The organism is Croceicoccus estronivorus (genome assembly GCF_001625325.1).
Classification (GTDB): domain Bacteria; phylum Pseudomonadota; class Alphaproteobacteria; order Sphingomonadales; family Sphingomonadaceae; genus Caenibius; species Caenibius estronivorus.
This window is the reverse complement of the sequence record NZ_JRQQ01000005.1, coordinates 329,505-353,531: the sequence shown is the minus strand read 5'-3', so window position 1 is coordinate 353,531 and position 24,027 is coordinate 329,505. Positions and strand designations below refer to the sequence as shown.

General features: G+C 61.7%; 23 protein-coding genes. 5 read left to right on the top strand and 18 right to left on the bottom strand.

All coding sequences use genetic code 11. The features are described 5' to 3' along the window. Window positions 1-308 precede the first annotated feature (308 nt). The 16 genes from MB02_RS09885 to MB02_RS09810 all read right to left on the bottom strand — a co-directional run bounded on the left by MB02_RS09885 (window position 309) and on the right by MB02_RS09810 (window position 16,066). Window positions 309-647 (bottom strand): P-II family nitrogen regulator, encoded by a 339-nt coding sequence (locus MB02_RS09885; protein WP_067536308.1) that lies wholly within the window; start codon window positions 645-647, stop codon window positions 309-311. Window positions 648-836: 189 nt separating this feature from the next. Beyond that, complete coding sequence (locus MB02_RS09880) at window positions 837-2,210, bottom strand: ammonium transporter (RefSeq protein ID WP_067536304.1); 1,374 nt, start codon at window positions 2,208-2,210, stop codon at window positions 837-839. Between the two features lie 29 nt (window positions 2,211-2,239). Further along, window positions 2,240-2,578 carry a P-II family nitrogen regulator gene (locus tag MB02_RS09875; RefSeq protein ID WP_067536301.1) on the bottom strand — a complete coding sequence of 113 codons (339 nt, stop codon included), beginning with the start codon at window positions 2,576-2,578 and terminating at the stop codon, window positions 2,240-2,242. Window positions 2,579-2,783: 205 nt separating this feature from the next. After that, complete coding sequence (locus MB02_RS09870) at window positions 2,784-3,476, bottom strand: endonuclease/exonuclease/phosphatase family protein (protein ID WP_067536467.1); 693 nt, start codon at window positions 3,474-3,476, stop codon at window positions 2,784-2,786. A gap of 32 nt (window positions 3,477-3,508) precedes the next feature. Continuing rightward, window positions 3,509-5,029, bottom strand: a complete 1,521-nt coding sequence (locus MB02_RS09865; RefSeq protein ID WP_067536298.1) for a peptide chain release factor 3 — start codon at window positions 5,027-5,029, stop codon at window positions 3,509-3,511. A 14-nt stretch (window positions 5,030-5,043) separates the two neighbouring features. Then, entirely contained in the window at window positions 5,044-7,437 is a 2,394-nt protein-coding gene (gene pheT, locus MB02_RS09860; RefSeq protein WP_067536295.1) for a phenylalanine--tRNA ligase subunit beta, read from the bottom strand. Next, entirely contained in the window at window positions 7,434-8,531 is a 1,098-nt protein-coding gene (gene pheS, locus MB02_RS09855; protein WP_156495475.1) for a phenylalanine--tRNA ligase subunit alpha, read from the bottom strand. Before pheS ends, pheT begins: the two co-directional genes overlap by 4 nt. Window positions 8,532-8,639: 108 nt before the next feature. Then, on the bottom strand, window positions 8,640-9,515 hold the full coding sequence (locus MB02_RS09850) for a helix-turn-helix domain-containing protein (RefSeq protein WP_067536465.1): 876 nt from the start codon (window positions 9,513-9,515) through the stop codon (window positions 8,640-8,642). A 159-nt stretch (window positions 9,516-9,674) separates the two neighbouring features. After that, entirely contained in the window at window positions 9,675-10,034 is a 360-nt protein-coding gene (rplT, locus tag MB02_RS09845) for a 50S ribosomal protein L20 (RefSeq protein WP_067536289.1), read from the bottom strand. A 17-nt stretch (window positions 10,035-10,051) separates the two neighbouring features. Continuing rightward, window positions 10,052-10,255: a 50S ribosomal protein L35 gene (gene rpmI / locus MB02_RS09840; RefSeq protein WP_067536462.1), complete on the bottom strand. Its 204-nt coding sequence runs from the start codon at window positions 10,253-10,255 to the stop codon at window positions 10,052-10,054. Window positions 10,256-10,380: 125 nt separating this feature from the next. Further along, the gene (locus tag MB02_RS09835; RefSeq protein ID WP_170304686.1) at window positions 10,381-10,794 is read right to left on the bottom strand and encodes a gamma-glutamylcyclotransferase family protein; all 414 of its coding nucleotides are present in this window, start codon (window positions 10,792-10,794) and stop codon (window positions 10,381-10,383) included. A gap of 11 nt (window positions 10,795-10,805) precedes the next feature. Beyond that, the gene (hisN, locus tag MB02_RS09830; RefSeq protein ID WP_067536283.1) at window positions 10,806-11,588 is read right to left on the bottom strand and encodes a histidinol-phosphatase; all 783 of its coding nucleotides are present in this window, start codon (window positions 11,586-11,588) and stop codon (window positions 10,806-10,808) included. Between the two features lie 13 nt (window positions 11,589-11,601). Beyond that, window positions 11,602-12,537, bottom strand: a complete 936-nt coding sequence (locus MB02_RS09825) for a ribose-phosphate pyrophosphokinase (protein ID WP_067536280.1) — start codon at window positions 12,535-12,537, stop codon at window positions 11,602-11,604. A 133-nt stretch (window positions 12,538-12,670) separates the two neighbouring features. After that, on the bottom strand, window positions 12,671-13,657 hold the full coding sequence (gene glpX, locus MB02_RS09820; RefSeq protein WP_067536277.1) for a class II fructose-bisphosphatase: 987 nt from the start codon (window positions 13,655-13,657) through the stop codon (window positions 12,671-12,673). 106 nt (window positions 13,658-13,763) lie between these two features. Beyond that, window positions 13,764-15,074 carry a homoserine dehydrogenase gene (locus MB02_RS09815; protein ID WP_067536274.1) on the bottom strand — a complete coding sequence of 437 codons (1,311 nt, stop codon included), beginning with the start codon at window positions 15,072-15,074 and terminating at the stop codon, window positions 13,764-13,766. 137 nt (window positions 15,075-15,211) lie between these two features. Then, window positions 15,212-16,066 (bottom strand): hypothetical protein, encoded by an 855-nt coding sequence (locus MB02_RS09810; protein WP_235829474.1) that lies wholly within the window; start codon window positions 16,064-16,066, stop codon window positions 15,212-15,214. A gap of 341 nt (window positions 16,067-16,407) precedes the next feature. Between MB02_RS09810 and MB02_RS09805 the strand changes: the two genes are divergently transcribed. From MB02_RS09805 to MB02_RS09790, 4 genes are all read left to right on the top strand, one after another. Then, window positions 16,408-17,043, top strand: a complete 636-nt coding sequence (locus tag MB02_RS09805; RefSeq protein WP_067536268.1) for an energy transducer TonB — start codon at window positions 16,408-16,410, stop codon at window positions 17,041-17,043. 99 nt (window positions 17,044-17,142) lie between these two features. Beyond that, window positions 17,143-17,916 (top strand): MotA/TolQ/ExbB proton channel family protein, encoded by a 774-nt coding sequence (locus MB02_RS09800; RefSeq protein WP_067536265.1) that lies wholly within the window; start codon window positions 17,143-17,145, stop codon window positions 17,914-17,916. A gap of 96 nt (window positions 17,917-18,012) precedes the next feature. Continuing rightward, window positions 18,013-18,546 (top strand): ExbD/TolR family protein, encoded by a 534-nt coding sequence (locus MB02_RS09795; RefSeq protein ID WP_170304685.1) that lies wholly within the window; start codon window positions 18,013-18,015, stop codon window positions 18,544-18,546. Between the two features lie 35 nt (window positions 18,547-18,581). Continuing rightward, a complete protein-coding gene (locus tag MB02_RS09790) occupies window positions 18,582-19,025 on the top strand; it encodes an ExbD/TolR family protein (RefSeq protein ID WP_067536261.1) in 444 nt (147 codons plus the stop codon). Window positions 19,026-19,125: 100 nt separating this feature from the next. Here MB02_RS09790 and MB02_RS09785 read toward each other — a convergent pair whose 3' ends face one another. Further along, a complete protein-coding gene (locus MB02_RS09785; RefSeq protein WP_067536258.1) occupies window positions 19,126-21,600 on the bottom strand; it encodes a ligase-associated DNA damage response DEXH box helicase in 2,475 nt (824 codons plus the stop codon). Window positions 21,601-21,827: 227 nt separating this feature from the next. After that, entirely contained in the window at window positions 21,828-22,595 is a 768-nt protein-coding gene (locus tag MB02_RS09780) for a DUF2059 domain-containing protein (protein ID WP_067536255.1), read from the bottom strand. Window positions 22,596-22,736: 141 nt separating this feature from the next. On the opposite strand from MB02_RS09780, the gene MB02_RS09775 reads away from it, so the two are divergent. Next, window positions 22,737-24,017: an MgtC/SapB family protein gene (locus tag MB02_RS09775; protein WP_067536252.1), complete on the top strand. Its 1,281-nt coding sequence runs from the start codon at window positions 22,737-22,739 to the stop codon at window positions 24,015-24,017. Window positions 24,018-24,027 lie beyond the last annotated feature (10 nt).

Sequence of the window (24,027 nt, the reverse complement as noted above, 5' to 3'; positions counted from 1 at the left end):
GTGTTGCGATTCATCAGAATAGCTCCCTCATCTTCAAAACCCCCAAACGAAGGGCAAGGCAAAAAGATCCCGCCCAACCGAAGGCGGCATAAAACTCTCGCGACCCGCCTTTTTCAGGCGTGTTTTGCGCGCTCTGCGCACTGTTTGCCATTGAGCCATATCCCCTGAAGCCCGCAATGTCCATTTGCATTCGGCGGTTTTGGACGTGAATTTTTTCACTGCGGCAATCTCGAAGAGCAATCGCGCCGGCATGTCTTTCGTCGGTCAGCGCCGATCTGCGACAGCCTAATGCGTCGTGCTCGAAGCGGTCAGAGCGCCATGTCGCCTACTTCACCTGTACGGATCCGGGTTGCCCCACCCAGATCGAGTACGAAAATCTTACCGTCCCCGATGCTGTTGGTGTTAGCGGCCTGCTGTATGACTTCGACCACCTGGGGCGCGATCTCGTCTGCAACGGCGATTTCGATCCGAACCTTGGGCAACATGTTGGTTGAATATTCCGCGCCGCGGTAAATTTCCGTCTGCCCCTTCTGTCGGCCGAACCCCTTGGCTTCGGATACGGTCATTCCGGCAATCCCGATCGCCCCGAGAGCTTCGCGCACCTCGTCGAGCATGAACGGCTTGATGATGGCGATGATGAATTTCATGCGTCTCCCTCCCTTGCTGCCCTCGGCATGCCTGCCCCTCGGTCCGCTGGCAAGCCCGCCGCATTGGCAGAACACGAAAAAAGGGCCGGAGCGGCTGGCTCCGGCCCATTAAGGTTACGTTCGCAGGAGGAACGCTTGGAGGCGGGATCGGGGAGGAGAGGAGGAGACCCGATCCCGCCAAGCTTGTGATCAGTTGTAGGCGCGTTCCCCATGTTCGCCGATGTCGAGACCTTCGACTTCGACTTCGGAAGAGACACGCAGCCCGGTGAGAACCTTGGCAATCGTGATCGCGATAGCCGTGCCGACACCGGCCCAGACAATCGAGACGAGAACGGCCTTGATCTGGATCCAGACCTGGGCGCCGATCATGAAATCGTCACCGCCAGGGCCGCCGAGAGCAGGCGAGCAGACAATGCCCGTGCCGATCGCGCCGACCATGCCGCCGATGCCGTGGATGCCGAAAGCGTCCAGCGAGTCATCGTAACCGAGGGCAGGCTTGAGCTTGGCAACTGCGAAGTAGCAGATCAGCGAAGCGACTGCGCCCAGAACCAGTGCACCGAGCGGGCCGGAGTTGCCGGCAGCCGGAGTGACCGCGACCAGACCCGCGATGATGCCCGAGCAGAAGCCCAGAGCCGAAGCCTTGTGGCCAGCGAGACGCTCGACGAGCATCCAGGCGAGACCAGCGGACGCGGTGGCAACGAAGGTGTTGATCATGGCCAGGCCGGCAACGCCGTCGGCTTCGAGTTCCGAACCGGCATTGAAGCCGAACCAACCCACCCACAGGAGCCCGGTGCCGACCATGGTCAGCGTCATCGAGTGCGGAGGCATCGGTTCGCTCGGGTAACCCTTGCGCTTGCCGAGGATCAGGGCCGCGACGAGAGCCGAGACACCAGCGTTGATGTGAACCACGGTGCCGCCAGCAAAGTCCAGAGCTCCCCATTCGAAGATCAGGCCACCACCGGCCCAGACCATGTGAGCGATCGGGAAATAGACGATTGTCAGCCAGATGGCGGTGAACACCATTACGGCCGAGAACTTCATCCGCTCAACCGTCGCGCCAAGCACAAGGGCCGCAGTGATCGCAGCGAAGGTCATCTGGAAACAGATGAACACATATTCGCTGATCACTTCGTCGGAGAAGGTAGCCGCGGTACTGTCAGGCGTTGTCGCCGACAGGAACAGGTTGCCCCAGCTGAAGAAGGCATTGCCTTCCGGGCCGAAAGCCGTGGAATAGCCCCACAGAACCCAGATCACCATGGCCAGTGCAGCGGCACCGCCGATCTGGGTCATGGTCGACAGCATATTCTTGGAACGGGTCAGGCCGCCGTAGAACAGGGCTAGGCCCGGCAGGATCATCAGCAGGACGAGAACGGTAGCCGTCATCATCCAGGCATTGTTGCCCGGATTGGGAACAGCGGCGGCGGCTTCGGCAACCGGAGCGGAAGTGACGGCTTCGGTAACCGTTTCGGAAACGGCGTCAGCCGCCTCTTGCGCCCAGGCTGCGGTGGCGGCGAACATCGACACGCCAAGCGCGCCAACGCCGCAGAGATATTTGCGGATCATAATATTACCCCTCACGGAATGGACGCCGCTCAAAGCGCCGTGTCACCGGTTTCACCGGTACGAATGCGAGTGACGGAAGACAGGTCGAGCACGAAAATCTTGCCGTCGCCGATCGAATCCGTGCTGGCAGCCTGCTGGATCGTTTCCACGACCTGCGGGGCGAGCGCATCGGATGCGGCGATTTCAACCTTCACCTTGGGCAGCATATTCGTCGAATATTCCGCGCCGCGGTAAATCTCGGTCTGTCCTTTCTGGCGTCCGAAGCCCTTGACTTCGGAGACGGTCATGCCCGCAACGCCAATGGCGCCGAGGGCTTCGCGCACCTCGTCGAGCTTGAACGGTTTGATAATGGCGATGATGAACTTCATCGTTGACCCCTGCTAACTTGCCGGACAAGCACCGGCCGTAAATGTGTAAAGCAAGGGGCGTGCCAAATGAGAGATTCGGCGAGATTTACGCCTCGTTAACTATTCGATGCACGCAGGGAGAGATGGGGCCAGCCTGATTCATAAGCAGTTGCCTATTTTTTAGGCAGATATGGGCCCGATTCCTGATCAGGCGGGAAATCGGCTCTCAAAGGGCCAGTCGCGCCCACACCGGCAAGTGATCCGATCCCCGAGCCGACAACGCGCTGTGATGGACGCCATGCCCCTCGCACCGCCAGTCCGCCGAGGCCACTATCCGGTCAAGCTGAGCGACCGGCTGGCGGGTCGGGAAGCTACGTCCCGGAGCCAGGACCTGCCAGCCATGGCCGAATTCACGCAAGCACCCGCCTCGCACCGACCATTCGTTGAGATCGCCCATCAGCACGGCCGGGCTGTCGCCGTCGCATTCTTCCAGGTGTTTAAGCACCGACTGGACTTGATGGCGGCGGCGCAGACCCGAAAGATCGAGATGCATTCCCACTACCCGCAAGCGTTCGCCGTCTAACGAAAGATCCACGCGCACGGCGCCGCGCGGTTCGAGCATGGGCAAGACCAGCGGCTCCGCCCCGAGGATTTCGATCCCCTTGCGAACGAGCAGGGCATTTCCATGCCAGCCGATACTCAAGGGCCGCAAAGCAACGGGCGCGACCTGCCAATGCCATTCTTCCAGCAGTTGCCGCGGCAGAGTGGAAGGACGCTGTCCAAAACGCCGGTCGACCTCTTGCAAGGCCACTACATCGGCGTCCAGTTCATGGAGGATGGCAAGGATACGTTCGGGATCGCGCCGCCCATCGAGTCCGACGGACTTGTGAATGTTATAGCTGGCGAATGTCAGTTCCACGCGTGGGAAGGTATGGTCACCTTCGCCCGGCTTCAACGCTCCTTCGTCGCATTGAATGCGATTTCGGGGTTCTTTTCCTGCTGATAGCCGACATCCCAGGCCGATTTGGCAAGAAAAACCGGGTCTCCGTCCCGGTCCTTGGCCAGGTTTGCCCGATTGAAACGCTCAAAGTCATCGAGCGCCCTGTCATCACCCTTGAGCCAGCGTGCCGTGTCGAACGGGGCCGCTTCCAGCATGGCCTCGACCTTGTACTCCGCCTCCAGCCGCGAAACGAGCACATCGAGCTGAAGCTGGCCGACCACACCGACAATCCACTGCCCGCCGATCTCGGGATAAAAGACCTGAATGACGCCCTCTTCCGAAAGATCGTCCAGCGCCTTGCGCAACTGTTTGGTCTTTGTCGGGTCCTTGAGCGCCACGCGCCGCAGGATTTCCGGAGCGAAATTGGGCAGTCCCGTAAATCGCACCTGATTCTTTTCGCTCAGCGTATCGCCGACACGCAAGGTCCCATGGTTGGGAATGCCGATAATATCGCCCGCCTCGGCCGTATCGGCAATCTCGCGATCCTGCGCAAAGAACATGATCGGGGAATGAATGGCCAGCGGCTTGCCATGCCCTGACGGCGTCAGCTTCATGCCGCGTTTGAACGTGCCCGACACCATCCGCATGAACGCGATCCGGTCGCGATGCTGCGGGTCCATGTTCGCCTGCACTTTGAAAATGAAACCCGTCACTTCGTTGCGGTCAGGCGTAATCTCGCCCTCGTCGCTCGGCTGCGGACGTGGCGGTGGAGCGAAACGGGCAATCGCGTCGATCAATTCCGTGACACCGAAATTCTTCAGCGCGGAACCGAAGAATACCGGCGTGAGGTCTCCATGGCGGTAAGCCTCAAGGTCAAATTCCGGATAGCCGGCCTGCGCCAGTTCCGCCTCTTCCGCCATCTCTGGCGGCAGTTCGACGGTTTCGCGCTTGCCGAGAAATTCCTTGCTGTCACCTTCCGGGCGGCTCACTTCGCCACTCGCGAAATCCAGAATGCCCTGAAATGTGCCCCCCATGCCGACAGGCCAGCTTTGCGGCGAAACGTCGAGAGCGAGCGCATCGGCCACTTCATCCAGCGTTTCAAACGGACTGCGGCCTTCGCGGTCGACCTTGTTCACGAACGTGATGATCGGCACCGAACGCAAGCGGCAGACTTCGAAGAGCTTGCGGGTCTGCGGTTCGATCCCCTTGGCGGCATCGATCACCATGACCGCGGAATCCACCGCCGTCAGCGTGCGATACGTGTCTTCCGAAAAATCCTCGTGCCCCGGCGTGTCGAGCAGGTTGAAAGTGATCCCGTTCTTTTCGAACGTCATGACCGAACTGGTCACCGAAATACCACGCTGTTGCTCGATTTTCATCCAGTCGGAACGCGCCCGCCGCGCCTGCCCCCTGGCCTTCACTTCCCCGGCAAGGTGAATCGCCCCACCCTGCAGCAGGAGCTTTTCGGTCAACGTGGTCTTACCCGCGTCGGGGTGCGAGATGATTGCGAAAGTGCGCCGGTTGGAAGTCATGATGTTACCTGGAATCAGCCGCGCAGCTCTGCGCCCTGCTTGGCGGCGGCAGCCACCACCTTGCCGGTGATCGCCTTGATCTCCTCGTCCGTGTAGCTCTTCTCACCCGGTTGCAGTGTAATTTCGATCGCCAGCGATTTCTTGCCTTCCGGGACACCCTGGCCCCGGAAATCGTCGAACACTCTCGCATCGACAATGTTCGCCTTGTCCGCGCTCCGCACCGCACGCAGCACGTCTGCAGCAGGCTTGTCCGTATCGACCAGGAAGGCGAAATCGCGATTGACCGACTGCAATGCCTGCGGCGCATAGACAGTACGCGCAAATGATCCACCGCCCTTTCTGGATGGGATCGCGTCGAGATAGATCTCGACGGCCACCACCGGCCCTTCGATATCGAAAGCCGCCAGAGTCGCAGGATGCAATGCGCCAAAGCGAGCGAGAATGTTCTTCGGCCCCAGCCGCAGAGTGGCGGACTGCCCCGGATGAAACTGATCGCCTGCCTCACCCATGACCATGAGGTTGCCGACGGGTGCGCCCGCCGCGAGGAGCAAGGCCTCCGCCTCCGCCTTGGCATCGTAAGCGTCAAAGGCCGTGGCCTTGCCAGTGGCCCAGCCCCGTGCCGTTTTTTCACCTGCAAGCAATACGCCGAGCGTTGGCCGCTCGTCGCTCATTCCGTTGGCTCCGCGCAGGTAGCGCCGCCCGACTTCGAAGAGCCGAACCGAAGACGCCCCACGATCCGCATTGCGCTTCGCTGCGGCCAGCAACCCAGGCAATAACGAAGGACGCATGGCCTTCATGTCTTCGCTGATCGGATTTTCCAACGTCCAGAGGACTGTATTGCCGTCCGCAAAATGCTGTGCCTGCGCTTCTGGCAGGAATGACCAGGTCACGGCTTCGTTCAGACCGCGCGCAGCAGCGGCGCGACGCACCCGGCGTTCGACCACCTGTTCCGGCGTTGCCGTCGGACGAGCCACGCCATCCATGCGAGGCAGCGCCACGCTGGCGATATTGTCGAGACCATGGATACGCACGACTTCTTCCACGATATCGGGTGCACCATCGATATCGGGACGCCAGGTCGGGACGGAAACCTGCCAGTCGGCAGAGGTTTCGAATCCGAGTGCGGCAAGGATGCGTTTCTGCTCATCTGCAGGGATCGCAACCCCGCCCAGACTTTCCGCCAGGGCAGGATCATAGCCAACGGTCTTCTTCGCGACCGGGGGTTCGCCCGCCCGCACAGCTTCAGACGCATCCCCACCACAGATTTCGAGAACCAGCTGCGTCAGGACATCCAGCCCGCCTTCCATGAAAGCCGGGTCGACCCCACGTTCGAACCGGCCGCGTGCGTCCGTCGCAAGCCCCAGCTTCCGCCCGGTGGCACCAATCCGCTCCGGATCGAAGTAGGCGATTTCCAGCAGGACGTCGGTGGTCGTTTCGGAACAGCCCGAGCCTTCGCCGCCCATAATCCCGCCGAGGCCAAGCGCATGGGCTTCGTCGGCGATCACCGTCATCGTCGGATCCAGCCGGTAGGTCTTTTCATTCAATGCGAGCAATTCCTCGCCGTCTGCCGCCCGGCGTGCAATTACCGCACCGGTGAGCTTGGCAAGGTCATAAGCATGGGCCGGGCGTCCGAATGCCAGCATCACATAATTGGTGATGTCGACCAGCGCCGAAATCGGCCTCTGCCCCGCGGCACGCAGCGTATCCTGCATCCAGTCCGGCGATGCGCCATTGGTTACACCACGCACGACGCGACCGAAAAACGCCGGGCAACCTTCCGGATCATCCGTGCGGATTTCAACCGGGCAGGGGAAACTGCCTGTCACCGCTTCGATCCCCAACGGCTTGAGCGTACCGAGACCGGCAGCGGCAAGATCGCGAGCGATACCGTAAACGCCCATACAATCCGGACGATTGGGGGTGATCGCCACATCGAAGACAGGCGACGCGCCCTGATATCGGGCGAAAGGCGTGCCCACCGGAGCATCCGCAGGCAATTCGATGATCCCGTCGTGATCGTCGCCCAGCTCAAGCTCGCGCGTCGAACACATCATACCGTTGGATTCGACGCCGCGAATGGCAGATTTGCGTAGCTGCATCCCGTTCGCCGGCACAATCGCGCCTGCCGTGCCAAGCACGCCGACCAGCCCTGCCCGCGCATTGGGTGCGCCGCAAACGACCTGCAACGGCTCCCCCTCGCCGGTATCGACGCTCAGGACCTGCAATTTGTCCGCATCGGGATGCGGGGCGGCGGTCAGCACCTTTGCCACGCGGAAACCGGCCAGCCGTTCCGCCGGATCTTCAATGCCCTCCACCTCGATACCGATGGCGTTGAGCTTGGCCGAAATCGTCGCCGCGTCCGCTTCGGTATCGAGATACTGCTTCAGCCAGGTGAGGGAGAACTTCATGCGCGTGCTCCTACGCCGGCGGAAAGCGTCGGCTGGTCGAACGCCGAGAATCCATAGTGTTTGAGCCAGCGTACATCGCCGTCGAAGAACGCGCGCAAATCATCCATTCCGTATTTCAACATTGCCAGACGGTCGACACCGACACCGAAAGCGAAACCCTGGCATTCGTCGGGATCGAGACCTGACATTTCGATCACCCGGCGATTCACCATCCCGCTACCGAGCAGTTCCATCCAGCCATGGCCCGGTTCGTCGCCGCTGCCACCCAGGACGCGGCGCCCCTTGCCGTCCGGCCCGTCTTCGATTGCGAAACCGACATCGACTTCCACGGACGGTTCGGTGAAGGGGAAATAGCTCGGGCGCAGACGCAGGACGATGTCCTCACGTTCGAAAAACGCCTTGAGGAACGTTTCGAGTGTCCATTTGAGATGGCCCAGATGGATGCCCTTGTCGATTACCAGCCCTTCGACCTGATGAAACATCGGCGTGTGGGTCGCGTCCGAATCGGAGCGGTAAACGCGACCAGGCGCAATAATGCGGATAGGCGCACCTTGCGCCTTCATGCTCCGCACCTGCACAGGCGAGGTATGCGTGCGCAGGACCATTCGCCCGCTCTCCGGTGCTTCATCGGGCAGATAGAACGTATCGTGCATAGCGCGGGCAGGATGGCTTTCCGGCATATTGAGCGCGGTGAAGTTGTGCCAATCGTCCTCGATTTCCGGCCCGGTAGCGACGGCGAACCCCATATCGGCGAAGATTTCCGCCAGTTCGTCCATCACCTGTGAAACCGGATGAACCGAACCTTGCGGCGTTTCCGGCGCAGGCAAGGTGAGATCGAGCGTTTCCGACGCCAGTTGCGCTTCCAGCGCCGCTGCATCCAGCGCGGCCTTGCGCTCTGCCAGCGCATTCTGCACGCTTTCGCGCAGGGCATGAATCTTCGGACCTTCGGCCTGCCGCTTTTCCGGCGTCATCTTGCCGAGCGTCTTGAGCAAAGCGGAAACGCTGCCCTGCTTGCCGAGGAATTCGACCCGCAGGCTTTCCAGCGCAGCCGCGTCCCCGGCCGCGGCGATGCGCTCCAGCGCCTCGCTGCCCATCGTCTCGATTGTCACCCTCATACTCCTCGGCGGATTGACTAAAGAATTGCGGGCGGTCCCTAGGGCCTGCGAGCCGAATCCGCAACGGGCGCTTCGCGAGTGGCCAGGCTATCTTTCAGGCTTGTCCAGCGTCTGTGCCGGCGAACCCCATATCCGCGCCCGTTCCTGCATGAAGGCATTGAGAATGGGGTGTTCAAGCGCGGCATATTCCCGCGGGCTCATGGTCATGAATGCACGGAAATCGCGCACGAAATGAGCCTGATCGTGATAATGGGGATCGATGGCCTCCGACCAGTTCCGGTCCTTGGCCAGCATGAACGCGGTCAGGCTGCGCATGAATCGCTGGCGGCGGAGCAGGCGCTTGGGCGAAAAGCCGAACGCCCGGTGGCACAGCCGCTCCAGCGTACGCTGGCTCAATCCCGCCCGTCTGGCCAGTTCCGACACACTATCAACAGCAGGATCAACCAGGGCGGCATGAACGCCCATAATCCTGTCGTGATCGGGGTGGGGCCGATTCAGTTCCAGAAAGTAGTCGATGATCCGGCGATATTCCCGCTCATCATCCGGCTCCCCATCGAACAGGTTCGCGGAAAGCTCTTCAAAATGAGCGTAGGCCGGATGGTCATCGCCATCGACCAGCGCATTGGCCAGTTCCGCCGCCGGAGTGAGCATGAACTTGGCCCAGCCGAGCGGGAACAGCCCGACACCCCACATGCGGGTCGTGCCGAGATAGAATTCGGTCGGCAACGAACTTGGGCCCGTGGCTGTAAAACGTGCCCGCGATACGCGTGAACCGCCAACAACCTGCGCATCAGGCGCGTCACCCCAGAAAAAGCGGATATTGCCCCATTCTGGCTGGAGGTAGTCCCTCACCCGTTGGCCAGGTGGCATGGTGAAAGTCGCGCGATAGAATGTCGAAAAGCAGCCTTCCAACTCCGACGGAGGTGGAAAGAAGCGGACATCGATGTCGCATCTTATGGTCATACAGAAACCTATGCCCCCAGAGGAAGGTTCTGTATTTGCGACCCCTTCCCGCTTCATCTCCGATAGCGTGAGATTGCGGGATGTAAAAGGGGCGTGCGCAGCCATCCTGCACACGCCCCTGAATATATTGCCGTTTCGCGAAAAGCGAAGGCGGTAACGTCAGGCCGGAAGAGCCTGCTTCGCCTGAGCGATGATCGCCGCGAAAGCAGTGCCTTCGTTCATGGCGAGATCAGCCATCACCTTGCGGTCCAGTTCGATCCCGGCAAGCTTGGCGCCATGGATGAACTGCGAATAGGTCAGGCCTTCGGCCCGGACGGCCGCATTGATCCGCTGAATCCACAGGGCCCGGAAATTCCGCTTCTTAACCTTGCGGTCGCGATAGGCGTATTGGCCGGCCTTTTCGACCGCCTGACGGGCAATACGGATCGTGTTCTTGCGACGGCCGCGATAGCCCTTCGCCTGATCCAGAAGCCGCTTATGTTTGGCGCGTGTGGTCACGCCGCGTTTGATACGGGGCATTGGCTAGTACTCCTGTCTCAGTTGAGCCCGTAGGGCGCCCACTTTTTGATCGTCTTCGCATCGGCGTCAGAGATCACGTCGGTCCCGCGGTTCTGGCGGATATACTTGCCGTTATGGCTGATGAGGCGGTGGCGCTTGCCAGCCACACCGTGCTTTACCTTGCCGGTTGCGGTGAGCTTGAAGCGCTTCTTCACACCGCTCTTGGTCTTGAGCTTGGGCATTTTCATCTCCTTGGTCAGGGACACGTTCGACCAGCCCTGGCAGCCCTATCAGCCAGGCCGGCCCGCGAATTACGTGTCAATGAAGGGCGCGCCTTTAGGGTGGGACCGGACAAAAGGCAAGCGATTCACCGCTGCAAGGGTCGTCTTCCCGTTTCGGCAAGGAAGCGCGCGAAGTCTCCGTGCGGCACAGGTATCAGCCCGGCACCGCGCCGACGCGTATATATATAAGCCTCTGCCCGTACGATTTTACCGTCGGATGTCATCGCACGCACGGGGCAGCGACGATATTCCGCACCTTCGTAGGCATCCATACGGGCCAGCCAGCGCCGGTCCTCGGGTCCGAATACAAGCCTGCCTTTCACCTGCCGCGCGGCACCATGTACAAGCACCGGATAGGAACCATTCGGATCGTCGATTGCAAAAAGCGCGGCCCGTACGCTGGCCGGAACGCCCGGACCGAGTGCCGCCACCAGTCGCGCAGCCTCTCCTGTCGCCAGATCCTGCTGAAGAGTCCCGTAGAAGAAAAACGGCCTGTTCACCGCCCCGGCTTTCAATGGCGGCAGGACAGCGCCTCGACCACATCGTCGAGACGAGCCGGATCGCCCAGCGCCAACACATGGCCGTCGGAAGCCGCATGAAGCGGGTCTCCACCCCAGTCGCACATTACGCCACCCGCGCCTTCGACCACCGGAACCAATGCGGCAAAATCGTGAAGCTTGAGCCCGGCTTCGCAGACTACGTCGATCTGTCCGGTAGCGAGCATTGCATAGTTGTAGCAATCGCCGCCCATGACCATCCGGCGATGGTCGGTCTTGGCCGCAAGCGCCATGAAATGTTCGCCGTCATGATTATCGAAGTAGTGCGGGCCGGTGGTGGCGAGTGTCGCAGCAGACAGCTCCTTGCACGCCCGCGCCTGTACTTGCTCGCCGTTGAGCGTGGTGGGCCGCCCCATGACGCCCAGCCAGCGTTCATCGGTGATTGCCTGGTCGATCACCCCCAGTACCGGGAAGCCATCGACCATCAACGCGATCAACGTGCCGAAAATCGGCCGACCGGCAAGAAACGCCGCCGTTCCATCGATCGGATCGAGAACCCATTGGCGCCCGGACGTACCTTCGCTGGTGCCGTACTCTTCGCCGGCAACCCCGTCGTTGGGGAATTCCGCCTCAAGGAGCCGGCGCATTGCCTGTTCCGCCTCGCGATCAGCCTGGGTTACCGGCGTGGCATCGCCTTTGCGTTCGGTAACGACTTGCGAACGGTAATGCGGTCGGATCGCTGCCCGCGCGGCATCCGCCATACGCAGGGCCAGAGCGATCTCAGCGTCGAGTTTCACGCTTGGCCGCCGCTCAATCGAACAGGCTGGAAACGGAACTTTCGTCGGCAATCCGACGCACTGCCTCGCCAATCAGGGTCGCTATGGAAAGGATGCGGATGCGATCCGATTCCTTGGCTGCATCAGTCGCGAGAATCGTATCGCTGATGACCAGTTCCTTGAGCGCGGAATTGTTGACCTTCTGCACCGCCGCACCGGACAGCACACCATGGGTGATATAGGCGACCACGCTCTTGGCACCGTTGTCCAGCAGCGCCTGCGCCGCGTTGCACAACGTGCCGCCCGAATCGACGATATCGTCGATCAGAATGCAGTGGCGGCCCTGCACATCGCCGATGATGTTCATCACTTCCGATTCGCCGGGGCGATCGCGCCGCTTGTCGACGATGGCCAGCGGGGCATTATCCAGCCGCTTGGCCAGCGCACGAGCACGCACGACGCCGCCGACGTCGGGAGAAACGACCATCAGTTCCTGGTCGCCGTACCGGGCCTGAATGTCGGCTGCCATGGCTGGCGCGGCATAAAGATTATCCGTCGGGATGTCGAAAAAGCCTTGGATCTGGCCTGCGTGAAGATCCACCGAAAGGACGCGATCCGCACCGGCTTCCGTAATCAGATTCGCAACCAGCTTGGCCGAAATCGGAGTGCGCGGCCCTGGCTTGCGATCCTGCCGGGCATATCCGAAATAAGGCACCACGGCCGTGATCCGCTTCGCCGAGGCGCGCTTCAGCGCATCGATACAGATCAACAATTCCATGAGATTGTCGTTTGCCGGATAGCTTGTCGATTGAACGACAAAGACATCCTCACCACGAACATTCTCATGAATTTCAACGAAGATTTCGTCATCCGCGAAACGCCGAACCGCAGCATCGGTCAGCGGAAGTTCCAGATAACCGGCAATCGCACGGGCGAGCGGCAGATTCGAATTGCCGGCCATGATTTTCATCGCGGGGTACCTTCCTTGGAAAACTGGCGTGAGTCGATGCGCCCGCCTCTAGCCGAGCATCCGACGATTGCAACCGCCCGGGGCGAGAGGCCGGGCATTTGTCGGCGGTATTCCACGCCGGGCCGTTCGGCCATCAGCTCGAATGATGTTCCCCGCGGACCCAGCGTACGGTGCCCGAACTGGCACGCATCACGACACTTTCCGTCGTCATGCGGCCGCCCTTGAGCCGCTTCACGCCCTTGAGCAACGAACCATCCGTCACCCCGGTGGCGGCGAAGATGCAATCGCCCTTGGCGAGGTCATCCAGCTTGTAGATGCGGCCGAGATCCTCGATACCCCATTTGCGCGCACGCGCTTTCTCGCTCTCGTTGCGGAACACGAGCCGGCCATTGAACTGGCCGCCCACGCACCGCAAAGCCGCAGCGGCCAGCACGCCTTCCGGTGCTCCGCCCTGCCCCATATAGAGGTCGATCGTGGTCTCGGGATCGGTCACTGCGATCACGCCGGCAACATCGCCGTCGGGAATAAGCTGAATACCGCAGCCCAGTTCCCGCAACTCTGCGATCAGATCCGCATGACGCGGACGATCGAGGACGCAAACGATGATTTCGTTGGGCTCCACGCCCTTTGCTGCGGCGACTGCCTTGACGTTTTCCGTAGGAGTCTTGGCCAGATCGATGATGTCTTCGGGATAGCCTGGCCCAACGGCCAGCTTGTCCATGTAGACATCGGGCGCATTGAGCAGGCAGCCTTCCTCGGCTGCGGCCAGTACCGCCAGCGCATTGGGGCCTGCCTTGGCCGTGATGGTGGTACCTTCGAGCGGATCCAGCGCGATGTCGATCTTCGGCCCCTTGCCCGGCGCGCCGCCGACCTTTTCCCCGATGAAGAGCATCGGCGCCTCATCGCGCTCACCCTCGCCGATCACGACTGTGCCGTCCATGTAGAGTTCATCGAACGCCTTGCGCATCGCCTCCACAGCAGCGGCATCGGCTGCCTTTTCATCGCCACGACCGATCAGTTTTGATGCCGAAATCGCGGCGGCTTCGGTCACGCGGACCATTTCGAGAACCAGCACACGGTCGAGAACACTGCTGGCGGGGGTGGCGGTCTTGTCGGACATTAGTATCCCATCCTGGATGACATCTTGCGCGAAGGCCTTAGGCGCTGGCCCCGCGCGGGGCAATATTTGCGGCAATCGCTGCAATCGTAATGCGAATGTACTGCAATCAGGTTGCGAGGAGCTGCATTACCAGAGGGGGCGCGGTCAGGCTCGGCGATCCTTCGAGCAAGTGCAGGGCCCGGGTAACGCAACTTTCAGGCCCCTCGTGAGTGACGAGAGCAACCAGCACTTCGCCGCCTTCCTCAGGCCTCCCCTTTTGCAGCAGGCTTTCGATGGATACGCCCGCATCGCGCATCGCAGCAGTGATTTCAGCCAGTACACCTGGCCGGTCGTTCACTGCGAAGCGGATATAGCGGCGCCCCACGCGGTGCCCGGACTGTGCAGGCTCCAGCTTGTCCAGATCGGCCACCGGGACAGAGAATGGCGCGCCAATCTCGCCGCGGGCAATATCGATCAGGTCGGCGACCACGGCGCTGGCGGTCGGCCCATCACCGGCTCCTGCCCCCTGGAACAGCAAGCGGCCCGAGAAATTGCCTTCGGTCACGACGGCATTCGTCGGCCCGTCAACGTGAGCGAGCGGGTGACCGTAAGGCACCAGATAGGGCTGCACACGTTGGAACAGGGCCGGCCGTCCCCCGTCCCCGGCTTCGGTTTCAGCCATGCCGATCAGGCGAATGACATAACCGAGCGCCTCCGCCTGGGCGATGTCCGCCGCCCGCAAGGTGGCAATGCCGGTCGTATCGACATTGGCGAAATCGAGTTCGGCACCGAAAGCGATCGCCGCCAGGATGGAAAGCTTGTGTGCAGCATCGATGCCTTCGATATCGAAAGTCGGATCAGCTTCCGCGTAACCGAGCCGCTGGGCATCTTCGAGCACATCCCCGAAGTCCCGCCCGGTCTCTTCCATTGTCGAGAGGATATAATTGCAGGTGCCGTTCAGAATCCCATAGATCCGCTCGATCACATTGGCGGCCGCCCCTTCGCGCAGCCCCTTGATCACCGGGATACCGCCTGCCACGGCGGCTTCGAACTTCAACGCGACACCGGACGTCTCGGCATCCCGGGCAAGGGCAAGCCCGTGATGCGCGATCATCGCCTTGTTCGCCGTCACCAGTGCCTTGCCTTCGCGAATCGCATTGCGAGCGAGAGTCAGAGCCGGCCCGTCCGATCCGCCGACCAGTTCCACCACGACATCGATATCCTCGCGCGCGGCCATCACGGTCATGTCGTCTTCCCACGCAAACGGGGAAAGATCGACGCCACGATCCTTGGTGCGATCACGCGCGCTCACGGCGACGACGACAATGTCGCGCCCCGCCCGGTTCGCAATCAATTCCCGATTCGCATCCAGCAGGCGAATCACGCCGGCGCCAACGGTGCCGAGCCCGGCCAGGGCGATTCGCAACGGTTCGGCCATTCATGCCCCCTTAGTGCAGTTGTCATACCCGCAGCCGCGCTGCCAGCAGGCATCGCGGTACGAAAGCACAGCGCCCTAGGGTAAGCGGACGATAAACGCCAGAGGCCGCGAAGGCAGCCGCCAACCGTGCGTTCCGATCAATTGCGGTTACGCGGACATGCCCCGAGTTCCTGCCGGACCAGAGCATAGTCCCGAACGGCACGAACCCGATCCCCCGCATCGCTGGCCAGATTCGCGCCTGGCGGGAGGCTTTGGGGCAAGCTGCACGCCAGCCGATACCATGGGAGAGTTTCCGGCGTGGGCGGCCGACCGGCCTGATCGACCAGTTCAGACCACGAAACGCTCCAGACCGGAGCCATGTTCGGCCGCCGGACTACGGACACCAGCACCGGGCCATCTTCGCTATCGAGGAACAACTGCGTTTCGGATTCTCCGGCGAGATTGCCGTCGACCGACAGGATGTCCCGAACACCGGAAATACGCGGCGGCGCGCCTGGCGAGCCCAATTCGATCAACAGCGGAGTCAACCGCGCGACCGTTTGTGGGTCGTCCCTTACCTGGGCATCGGGAGCTACCAGTTGCAGTTCGTCCGGGCGCCCCGGAACGGAACGGGCAAAGACAATAACGGATTCGCCGCGCAACTTCGGCACCTTGCGGTCCACCCCGACAGGCAGATCGACGAGATAATGTACGGCTTTGGCTGCAGGTGCGGTTCCCGCGAGCGCTTCAAGCGGCTTGGCCGTGACATAGAGGCGCACATGCCCGGGGGCGAGGCCCGGCGCGCGCTCAGGCTCGACCACCGCCTGCCGGCTGACCTTCACTCTCAACACGAGTTGCGCCGGATCGGCCAGGTCAGCCAGATCGGCATATGTCAACGAAACCGATGGCTCGGCCGCGAGAGCGGCATGCCCGATGGGGGCTCCGGCTGCGAAAAGAGCCAATCCGGCGCAGAGCGCCCTGACTTTTCGGCTGCGAAATGTGGGCATAGGCATTTTCGGACTTGCTCCCCCGCAGTTATCTTTGCACGCTGGATTCTTCGACCGTACCTCTGTCATTGGAATTAATTGATGCCAAGCGCTTGAATCGTTGATTAACCGATAAAGCGTTTGCGCAGGCGTTACTTCGCAGTTAAAGAGCCCGGAAAAAGCGGGGTAGAAAGCAAACTTTCACTCCGAAAATCGCCTTGAGGGAAAATTTGATCGAGGCAACGGGAGGCCATCCGGCCGAACTGGCAGGGTAGAAATTGGATAGTTACGCCAGACGGTGAGGCCGACCCCGTCGCTGGCGTGGCCCGGGATCGTCCCGGGGGAGCTGAATGGAGTGATGCGACTGAATGGCTTACGCTGACCAATCGACGAGCAGTAATCGCGTTATTGCGCTGATTGTCGTTGCCCTACTCCACGTCCTTCTTGGTTATGGCCTCGTAACGGGGCTTGCCTTCGAGGCAGTCAAGAAGGTCGCGCAACGCGTGACGACAATCGATATCGAGGACGAACCCGAACCCGAACCCGAGCTGCCGCCACCGCCGCCGCCGAAAGACGCGCCGCCGCCGCCGCCTGTTGTGGCGCCGCCGCCGCCTATCAATATCGCGCCGGCACCGCCTGTCATCCAGACGGCACCTGTTCTTCCGCCAAAGCCGACGGCTCCGCCGCCGCCGCCGCCGCCGAAGTTTACGCCCAAGGCACCTCAGCCGCGGAACAATCCGGGTAGCTGGGCTACGCCTGATGACTACCCCACCCGGGCCATGCGTGACGAACGTGCAGGTGTTGCCCGTTTCAGTGTCACGGTGGGCACTGACGGCAAGGTGGAAAGCTGTCAGATCACCGGATCGAGCGGCCATGCCGATCTCGACGAGGCGACCTGCAAGCTCGTGACCCGCCGTGCACGGTTCAAGCCGGCGACTGACGGTGACGGGAACCCCACAGTGGGATCCTACAGCAACGCTGTACGCTGGCAGATTCCGAAATAACGCGATTTGTGGCTCCTGCCGGAGCGTCCGGCAGGAGCGTTTGAGCCAACCCGATTTTCGTATCTTCTTGATTCGTATCTTCTTGAGAGGACAACCCGCATGCTTATCGAAATTCTCGCTGCCGCCGCGGAAGCGGCTCCGCAGAACAAGTTCGGCTTCAAGGAAGCCCTGGAACAGGGCGGCGTCGTCGCATACGCGACCGTCATCATCCTCGGCATCATGTCGTTCGGTTCGTTTTACATCCTGTTCACCAAGTTCTTTGAACAGGCGAAAATCCTGAAGCAGGGCCGTGAAGTCCGCGCCGGCTTCTGGCGTGCGCCGAGCCTCAAGGAAGGTGCTGCCAAGCTGCAGAAGAACTCGGCCTATCGCCAGATCGTCGATGACGCGCTGGCCGCTGAAGAACAGCACACGAAGATGACCGACAGCCTCGAAGCCCATGACTGGATGCACGGTTCGCTGGCGCGTTCGGAATCCGCCATCAACGCCAAGCTGGCTGGTGGCCTTCCGTTCCTCGCCACCGTTGGCGCTACCGCACCGTTCATCGGTCTGTTCGGTACCGTTGTCGGTATCTATCGCGCGCTGATCAACATCGGTCTCGCCGGTTCGGCCTCGATCGACAAGGTCGCCGGCCCGGTTGGTGAAGCTCTCATCATGACCGCTCTGGGTCTTCTCGTGGCTGTTCCGGCCGTGCTCGCCTACAACTGGCTGCAGAGCCGCAACAAGCGCATCGCTGGCGAAATCGAAGGTTTCGCTACCTCCGTGCTCGCCAACCTGTCGTCGAACGGTGTGGTGAAGCCTCAGTACGTGTCGGCGGCACCCGCCGCGAAACCGGCAGCTGCTGCCAAGCCGGCTGCTGCCGCGCCGAAGGCCTGAGGCCCAAGGTCAGTTTACGCATCGGACCGGGGAGAGACCGGCATGCAGGCTCTCTCCCCCCCGAACGACACGAAGTTTTAGGATAGGATTACGACCATGGCCATTTCGATGGGCAGCGGCGGCGAAGATGCCCCGATGTCGGACATCAATACCACGCCACTCGTGGACGTGATGCTGGTGCTCCTGATCATCTTCCTCATCGCGGTCCCGGTGGCGATCCAGACCATCGAGAAACTGCACATCCCGATCCTCGTCTCCGCTGAATCGCAGGACAAGGTCGAAAACCTCCTTCTTACGGTTTCGACCACTGATACGCAGGGACGCAGCGCGGGTGATCCGGGATACGAAGGTGCTTCGCGCAACGGGCAGTGCCGCGTCTATTTCAACAACATCACGCCGGTCAGTTCCGAGGAACTCTACGACCAGGCCTTCAAGCGTCTCGATGCGATCGTGCAGCGTGAAGGTGGGATTGACGCCATCATGGCCAATCCCGAAACCATCCCGCAGGTCCACATTCGCGGCGACGTGAATGCGCCGTGGCGCTGCATTGCCGGTGCGATCTACAACGTGCAGGCAGCGGGCTATCCCACTGTCGGCTTCATCTCGAACCCGGTCGACCCGAACGGTTGACGGCCGCGTCGCGAGAGTTTCAGGAGTAATTCCCCATGGCAATGTCAGGCGGTAACGACAATGGCGAGCCGATGATGGAGATGAACACGACGCCGTTGATCGACGTCATGCTCGTGCTCCTCATCATGTTCATCATCACCATCCCGGTCGCGACCCACGCAGTGAACATCGATCTGCCTTCGCCGCAGCCGACCCCACCGGACGTCACAGTCGAGCCGATCAAGAACAAGGTCACGCTGACGGTGGACAACAAGGTTCTGTGGAACGGTGACGTGATCACCAACGGTCAGCTGGTTACGCTGCTCAAGGAAAGCCTCAGCTATGAGGTGGAACCCGAATTGCAGTTCGAACCGGAACCGAACGCCAGCTATGATCTTTCGGCTCGCGTGCTGAATATCATCAAAGGCTCGGGCGTCACCAAGTTCGGCTTTGTCGGCAACGAACGGTACGCCACTTTCGCCAAGCAGCCCGGAGCCTGATCCGGCAGGATCGACTTCCGGCACCGGCCAGGCTGGTAAACCAGATTGAAGAGGGGCGAAGCGATTCGCCCCTCTTTTTTCGTCTTCGACAGGCGAGGTTTCAGCCTCCCCCATCTTCATTGTCGGCTTCCGGTTCTTCGCCCCGCTCCAGCCGCATTGCCGTGGCAGCGAGGGATTCCGCTTCAAGCAGCAAGTCCTCGTCGACCGAACCTTGCGGGACCGACTCTCGTCCGATCATCACCATGACCGGCACTGCCAACGGGCTCACCCGATCAAGTTGGATATGGACGAGTTGCCCCGCCGCTCGTTCCAGAACATCAGCCAGACGTCCAACATCGGTCATGCGCGCCCGCGCATCCGCCCAGGCCGCCTCGATCAGGACATGACCGGGTTCGTGCTTGCGCAATACGTCGTAGATCAGGTCGGTCGAAAAAGTGACCTGCCGCCCGCTCTTTCGTTTGCCTGGATGTTGCCGCTCAACCAGCCCGCCAATCACTGCGACTTCCCGAAAGGCGCGCCGCAGGAGGTAGGAATCCTGTACCCATTCGACAAATTCATGAGTCAGGATATCGGGCGATAGCAGCGCCGCGGGATCGGCTACCGGCCGCAGCCCCCAGACCGCCAAAGCATAGTCGTTGGCAACGAAGCCGCCCGGTGACAAACCCCGATCTTCCATACGCCGGGTAATGAGCATGCCCAGAGACTGATTCGCGTTCCAGCCCTCGAACGTATAATAGACCGTGTAATGCTTGCGCTGATGCGGGAAGCTTTCGACCAGCAAAGTCCCCGGACCGGGCATCTTGCTGCGCCAGTCCTGCATCTCCAGCCATTCCCGCACATCATCGGGAAAGCGCGCCCAGCCGGCCCGGTCGACCAGCAACCCCCTGACCCGCTCGGCCAGATGCGTGGTCAATGGCAGGCGTTGGCCACCGTAAGAAGGAATCATGGCCGAACGCCGGGCCGCACGAACGACGACCTCCATATCCCTTAGCTGTTCGACCTCCAGGCTCATTCCGGCGAAGAAGAAAGTGTCACCGGGCGACAACCCTGCAGCGAAGCGTTCTTCGACTTTGCCCAGGGCCCGGCCATTGCGGAAGCGCACTTGCAACATTTCCGAATCGACAATGATTCCCGCGTTCATCCGGTGCCGCGCGGCATGATCCGGATGTGTCAGCCGCCATGTTCCCTGCCTGTCACGCACGATCCGCTTGAAGCGGTCATACGATTCGAGCGCGTAGCCGCCCGTGGCAACGAAGTGGAGTACCCGGCGCCAGACCGCCTCATCGACCCAGCGATAGGCCCAGGCCGATCGTATTTCCGTCAGGAGCGCAATCTCGTCGAACGGGCCAGCACATGCGCAGGCCATGACATGCTGGGCCAGCACGTCCAGCCCGCCGGCACGGAATGCCTCGCCATCCCGCTGCCCCTCTTCCACCGCCTCCTTGGCTGCCAGTGCCTCCAGGAATTCAAAACGATTTCCGGGCACGAGAATGGCGCGGCTCGGCTTGTCCAGCCGGTGGTTTGAACGTCCGATCCTCTGCAGCAGGCGCGACGAACCCTTCGGCGCCCCCATCTGCACCACGCAATCGACGTCGCCCCAATCGACCCCGAGATCGAGGCTGGCCGTGCAGACCAGTGCCCGCAATTCCCCGCGCGCCATCGCCCCTTCGACCTTGCGCCTCGCCTCCACCGCCAGAGAACCGTGATGGATACCGATTGGCAGGTTATCGTCATTCACATCCCACAGGAGCTGAAAGATATATTCCGCGAGAAAGCGCGTATTGGTAAAGACCAGCGTCGTGCGGTTGCGCCGGATTTCCTCGATCAGTTGTGGGATCGCCCAACGCCCGGCATGGCCGCCCCAGGGAACACTTTCGCCTTGCGGCAAGAGAATTTCGAGCGACGGCTCCGCGCCCTTTTCCCCTTCGATCAGCGAAACGGATGCGGCATCGCCCCCCGGCGCCAGCCAGTTTCGAAAGCCCCCCGGATCGGCGAGCGTTGCGGACAGCGCCACTCTTTGCATCGCAGGCGCGAAAGTTTGCAGGCGCGCCAGACACAGCGCCAGCAGATCACCCCTTTTTCCGGTCGCGAAAGCATGCACCTCATCCACTACGACCCGCCGGAGAGTGGAAAACAGCGCCGCGCTTTCAGGATAGCTCAACAGCAGCGACAGGCTTTCCGGCGTAGTCAGCAACACATGGGGCGGGCGGCTGCGCTGGCGCTTCTTGCGCTCTGCCGGGGTATCTCCGCTTCTGGTTTCAATCCGCAGCGGAAGCCCCATCTCGTCCACCGGCGTCAGCAGATTACGCTGCACATCATGAGCCAGCGCCTTCAGCGGCGACACATACAGGGTGTGCAGTCCGTCCGGCGGTGAAGCCCCACCGAGCTGTGACGGGCAGAAATCGGCCAGCGTGGGCAGGAACCCGGCGAGCGTCTTGCCCGCACCGGTGTCCGCAACGAGCAAAGCGTGACGGCCTTCCTCGGCGGCGGCATACATCGCCAACTGATGGCTCCGCACCCGCCAGCTACGCCCTGCGAACCAGCTCGAAATCTCAGGAGGCAGGTTATCCCTCAAGCCCCGGCAATCCCATTACGGAAGTAAAAGTGACACAAGTGACACTGTTCTGGATGCCAAATCCCACCACACCCGCACGCAGGATAGAATGCCCGCCATGCTATCGCAATCAGGGGGATTCGGCTTGCCTGCATGAGAACGAATGGAGCACAAAACCGTGCCGTAGGGAAGCGTCGCCTATGCCGTTGCACGGAGCGGCGGCGGCCGTCACGCCAGACCTAGCGCAATCAGTCCCCTTGCGCTTCGCAATCCTGCGGCGGCATGGCCGGCAGACCAAGCAAGGCCGCAAGCTGCACTCTTTCGTTCTCACCGAGATCGCATGACGAACGCGGCGCGGGCAGCTTCGCAGTCGCATCCATCACCGCCGCCTGAATACCGGGCATTTCTTCCATCAACACCGGCATCAGCTTCTGCATCGATTCCGTCACCTGCGGATCGAGGAAAATCATCATCGATTGTTCCGCATAGAGGGCACCCGTCGGTGTCGCGAAGAAGTCGTTCAGTTCCGCAAGCTGCCGTTCGCTAAACCGGCTGGCATAGGCACGAGCGAGCCCGGCCCGCATGTCCGGTTCAAGCCGGCCCATAACCCCGCCCATTTTATCCATCATGACGCGCATGGTCACTTCCACCCGTTCACGATAGGCCGGATCGTAGATCTCCATGACCTGGGCCAGCGTCGCTTCACCCAGCTTCGCCACCTCTTCCTCCGGCATGCCGGCCATCAGCGCGATCTGCTGGACCGGCATCGTGCCCAGCGAATCCACCATCGGCCCGGTAATCGCATCCATCGATTTCTGCATGATCCGGGCATAAGTGCCTGCAGGAAAAATGCTGTCCACCGTCACCTGCGCGGCGGCCAGCCGCTCCGGATCCACGGCAGCGGTTTCCTGCACCGGAGCCACCATGGCAGGTTCATCCGGGCCGGAATCGCTTGCCGCTGCCGCCAGCGGCACGAAAGCAAGCGCCGGAATCGCCAGAACCGAAAAGCCACGCATAAGACAGTCCCTCATTCGATGATCGGGATTCTTTGGCGGACCGGCCGCATCCATTCAAGGCCATAGCCGATGCAATCCGTACTTGCCCAAGGCAGCATGGTAGAGGCAGGGAGCGGGATATCTTCCGACGGCAGGAGCGTCATGTTCGGCAATCTCAATCTCGACCATGTCGTAGGGGTCGCACTGGGCCTTGCGCTTGGTCTCCTGGTCGGAGTGCAGCGCGGCTGGACCCTGCGCGAAAGACCGGAAGGCACACGCTTCGCCGGCATTCGCACTTTCGCCCTGATGGGGCTGGCGGGCGGCATCGCCGGAGTCCTCTATGTCCATGCGCAAGGCCCGGCGACCGTCCTGCTGGCGGCGGCGGCCCTGCTGGTGCTGATCGGCTATGCGAGAGCCAGCCACACCGGGCGCGACCATGTCAGCGGTACGGGCACCATGGTTGGCCTGCTAACCCTCGCCTGCGGTTTCCTGACCGGCACAGGTGAATGGCTGCTGGGCACGATCATCGCGGTCATCATGGTCCTGCTGCTGTCCATGCGCACGCAATTGCATGGGTGGGTCAGCCGGCTGAGCGAACAGGAAGTTCTGTCAATCGCGCGGTTCGCGCTGATTGCGATGGTAATCCTGCCGCTGCTGCCGGATAAGGGTTATGGCCCCTATCATGCCTGGAACCCGCGTCAGTTGTGGACCGTGGTCGTGATGGTTTCGGGCTTTTCGTTCGTCGGCTACTTCGCGACCAAATATCTCGGGGCGACGCGGGGCGTGCTGGCCACTGCCGCAGCGGGCTCCATGGTTTCGTCCACCGCCGTGACAGCCGGGCTTGCCACCCGGATGCGCGATGGATCGGGCGCGCCCATGCTGCTCGCTTCCGCCATCTGCACAGCGTCCTTCTTCATGTTCCTGCGCGTCGTCCTGCTGGTGGGCCTGCTGGCCAATTTCGCACTCGCGCCCTTTGCGCTGATTGTCGCACCAGCAGCCGTTGTCAGTCTTCTGCTCGCCCTGTGGTTCCTCCAGCGGGCAGGTTGGGGCCGCCAGCAGGGGCCTGCCGAAGTGACTGTAAAAAATCCCTTCGATCTTGCACCGGCCCTGCTGCTGACCGGGATGGTCATGGCCCTGACAGTCGCGGCCCACTGGGTTCTGGCCCACTATGGCGATCGCGGGCTGGCAGCCGTTCTGGCGATTTCCGGCACTGTCGATGTCGATTCCGCCATCATCACCATGGGTAATCTGCCGGACGCGACGTTGACTGCGCGCACTGCCGCGCTGGTGCTGGCCGTACCGGTCACGCTCAACACCCTGTTCAAGGGTGCGGTGGCGGTGGGCCTTGCCGGCTGGCGGCTGGGCAAGCTGGGCGCCCTGCCTCTGATCGCTGTCGCCGCCACAGTGGTGGCCACCTGCCTCCTGCTGGGCTGGCGTTTCTGATCCGCCAGCG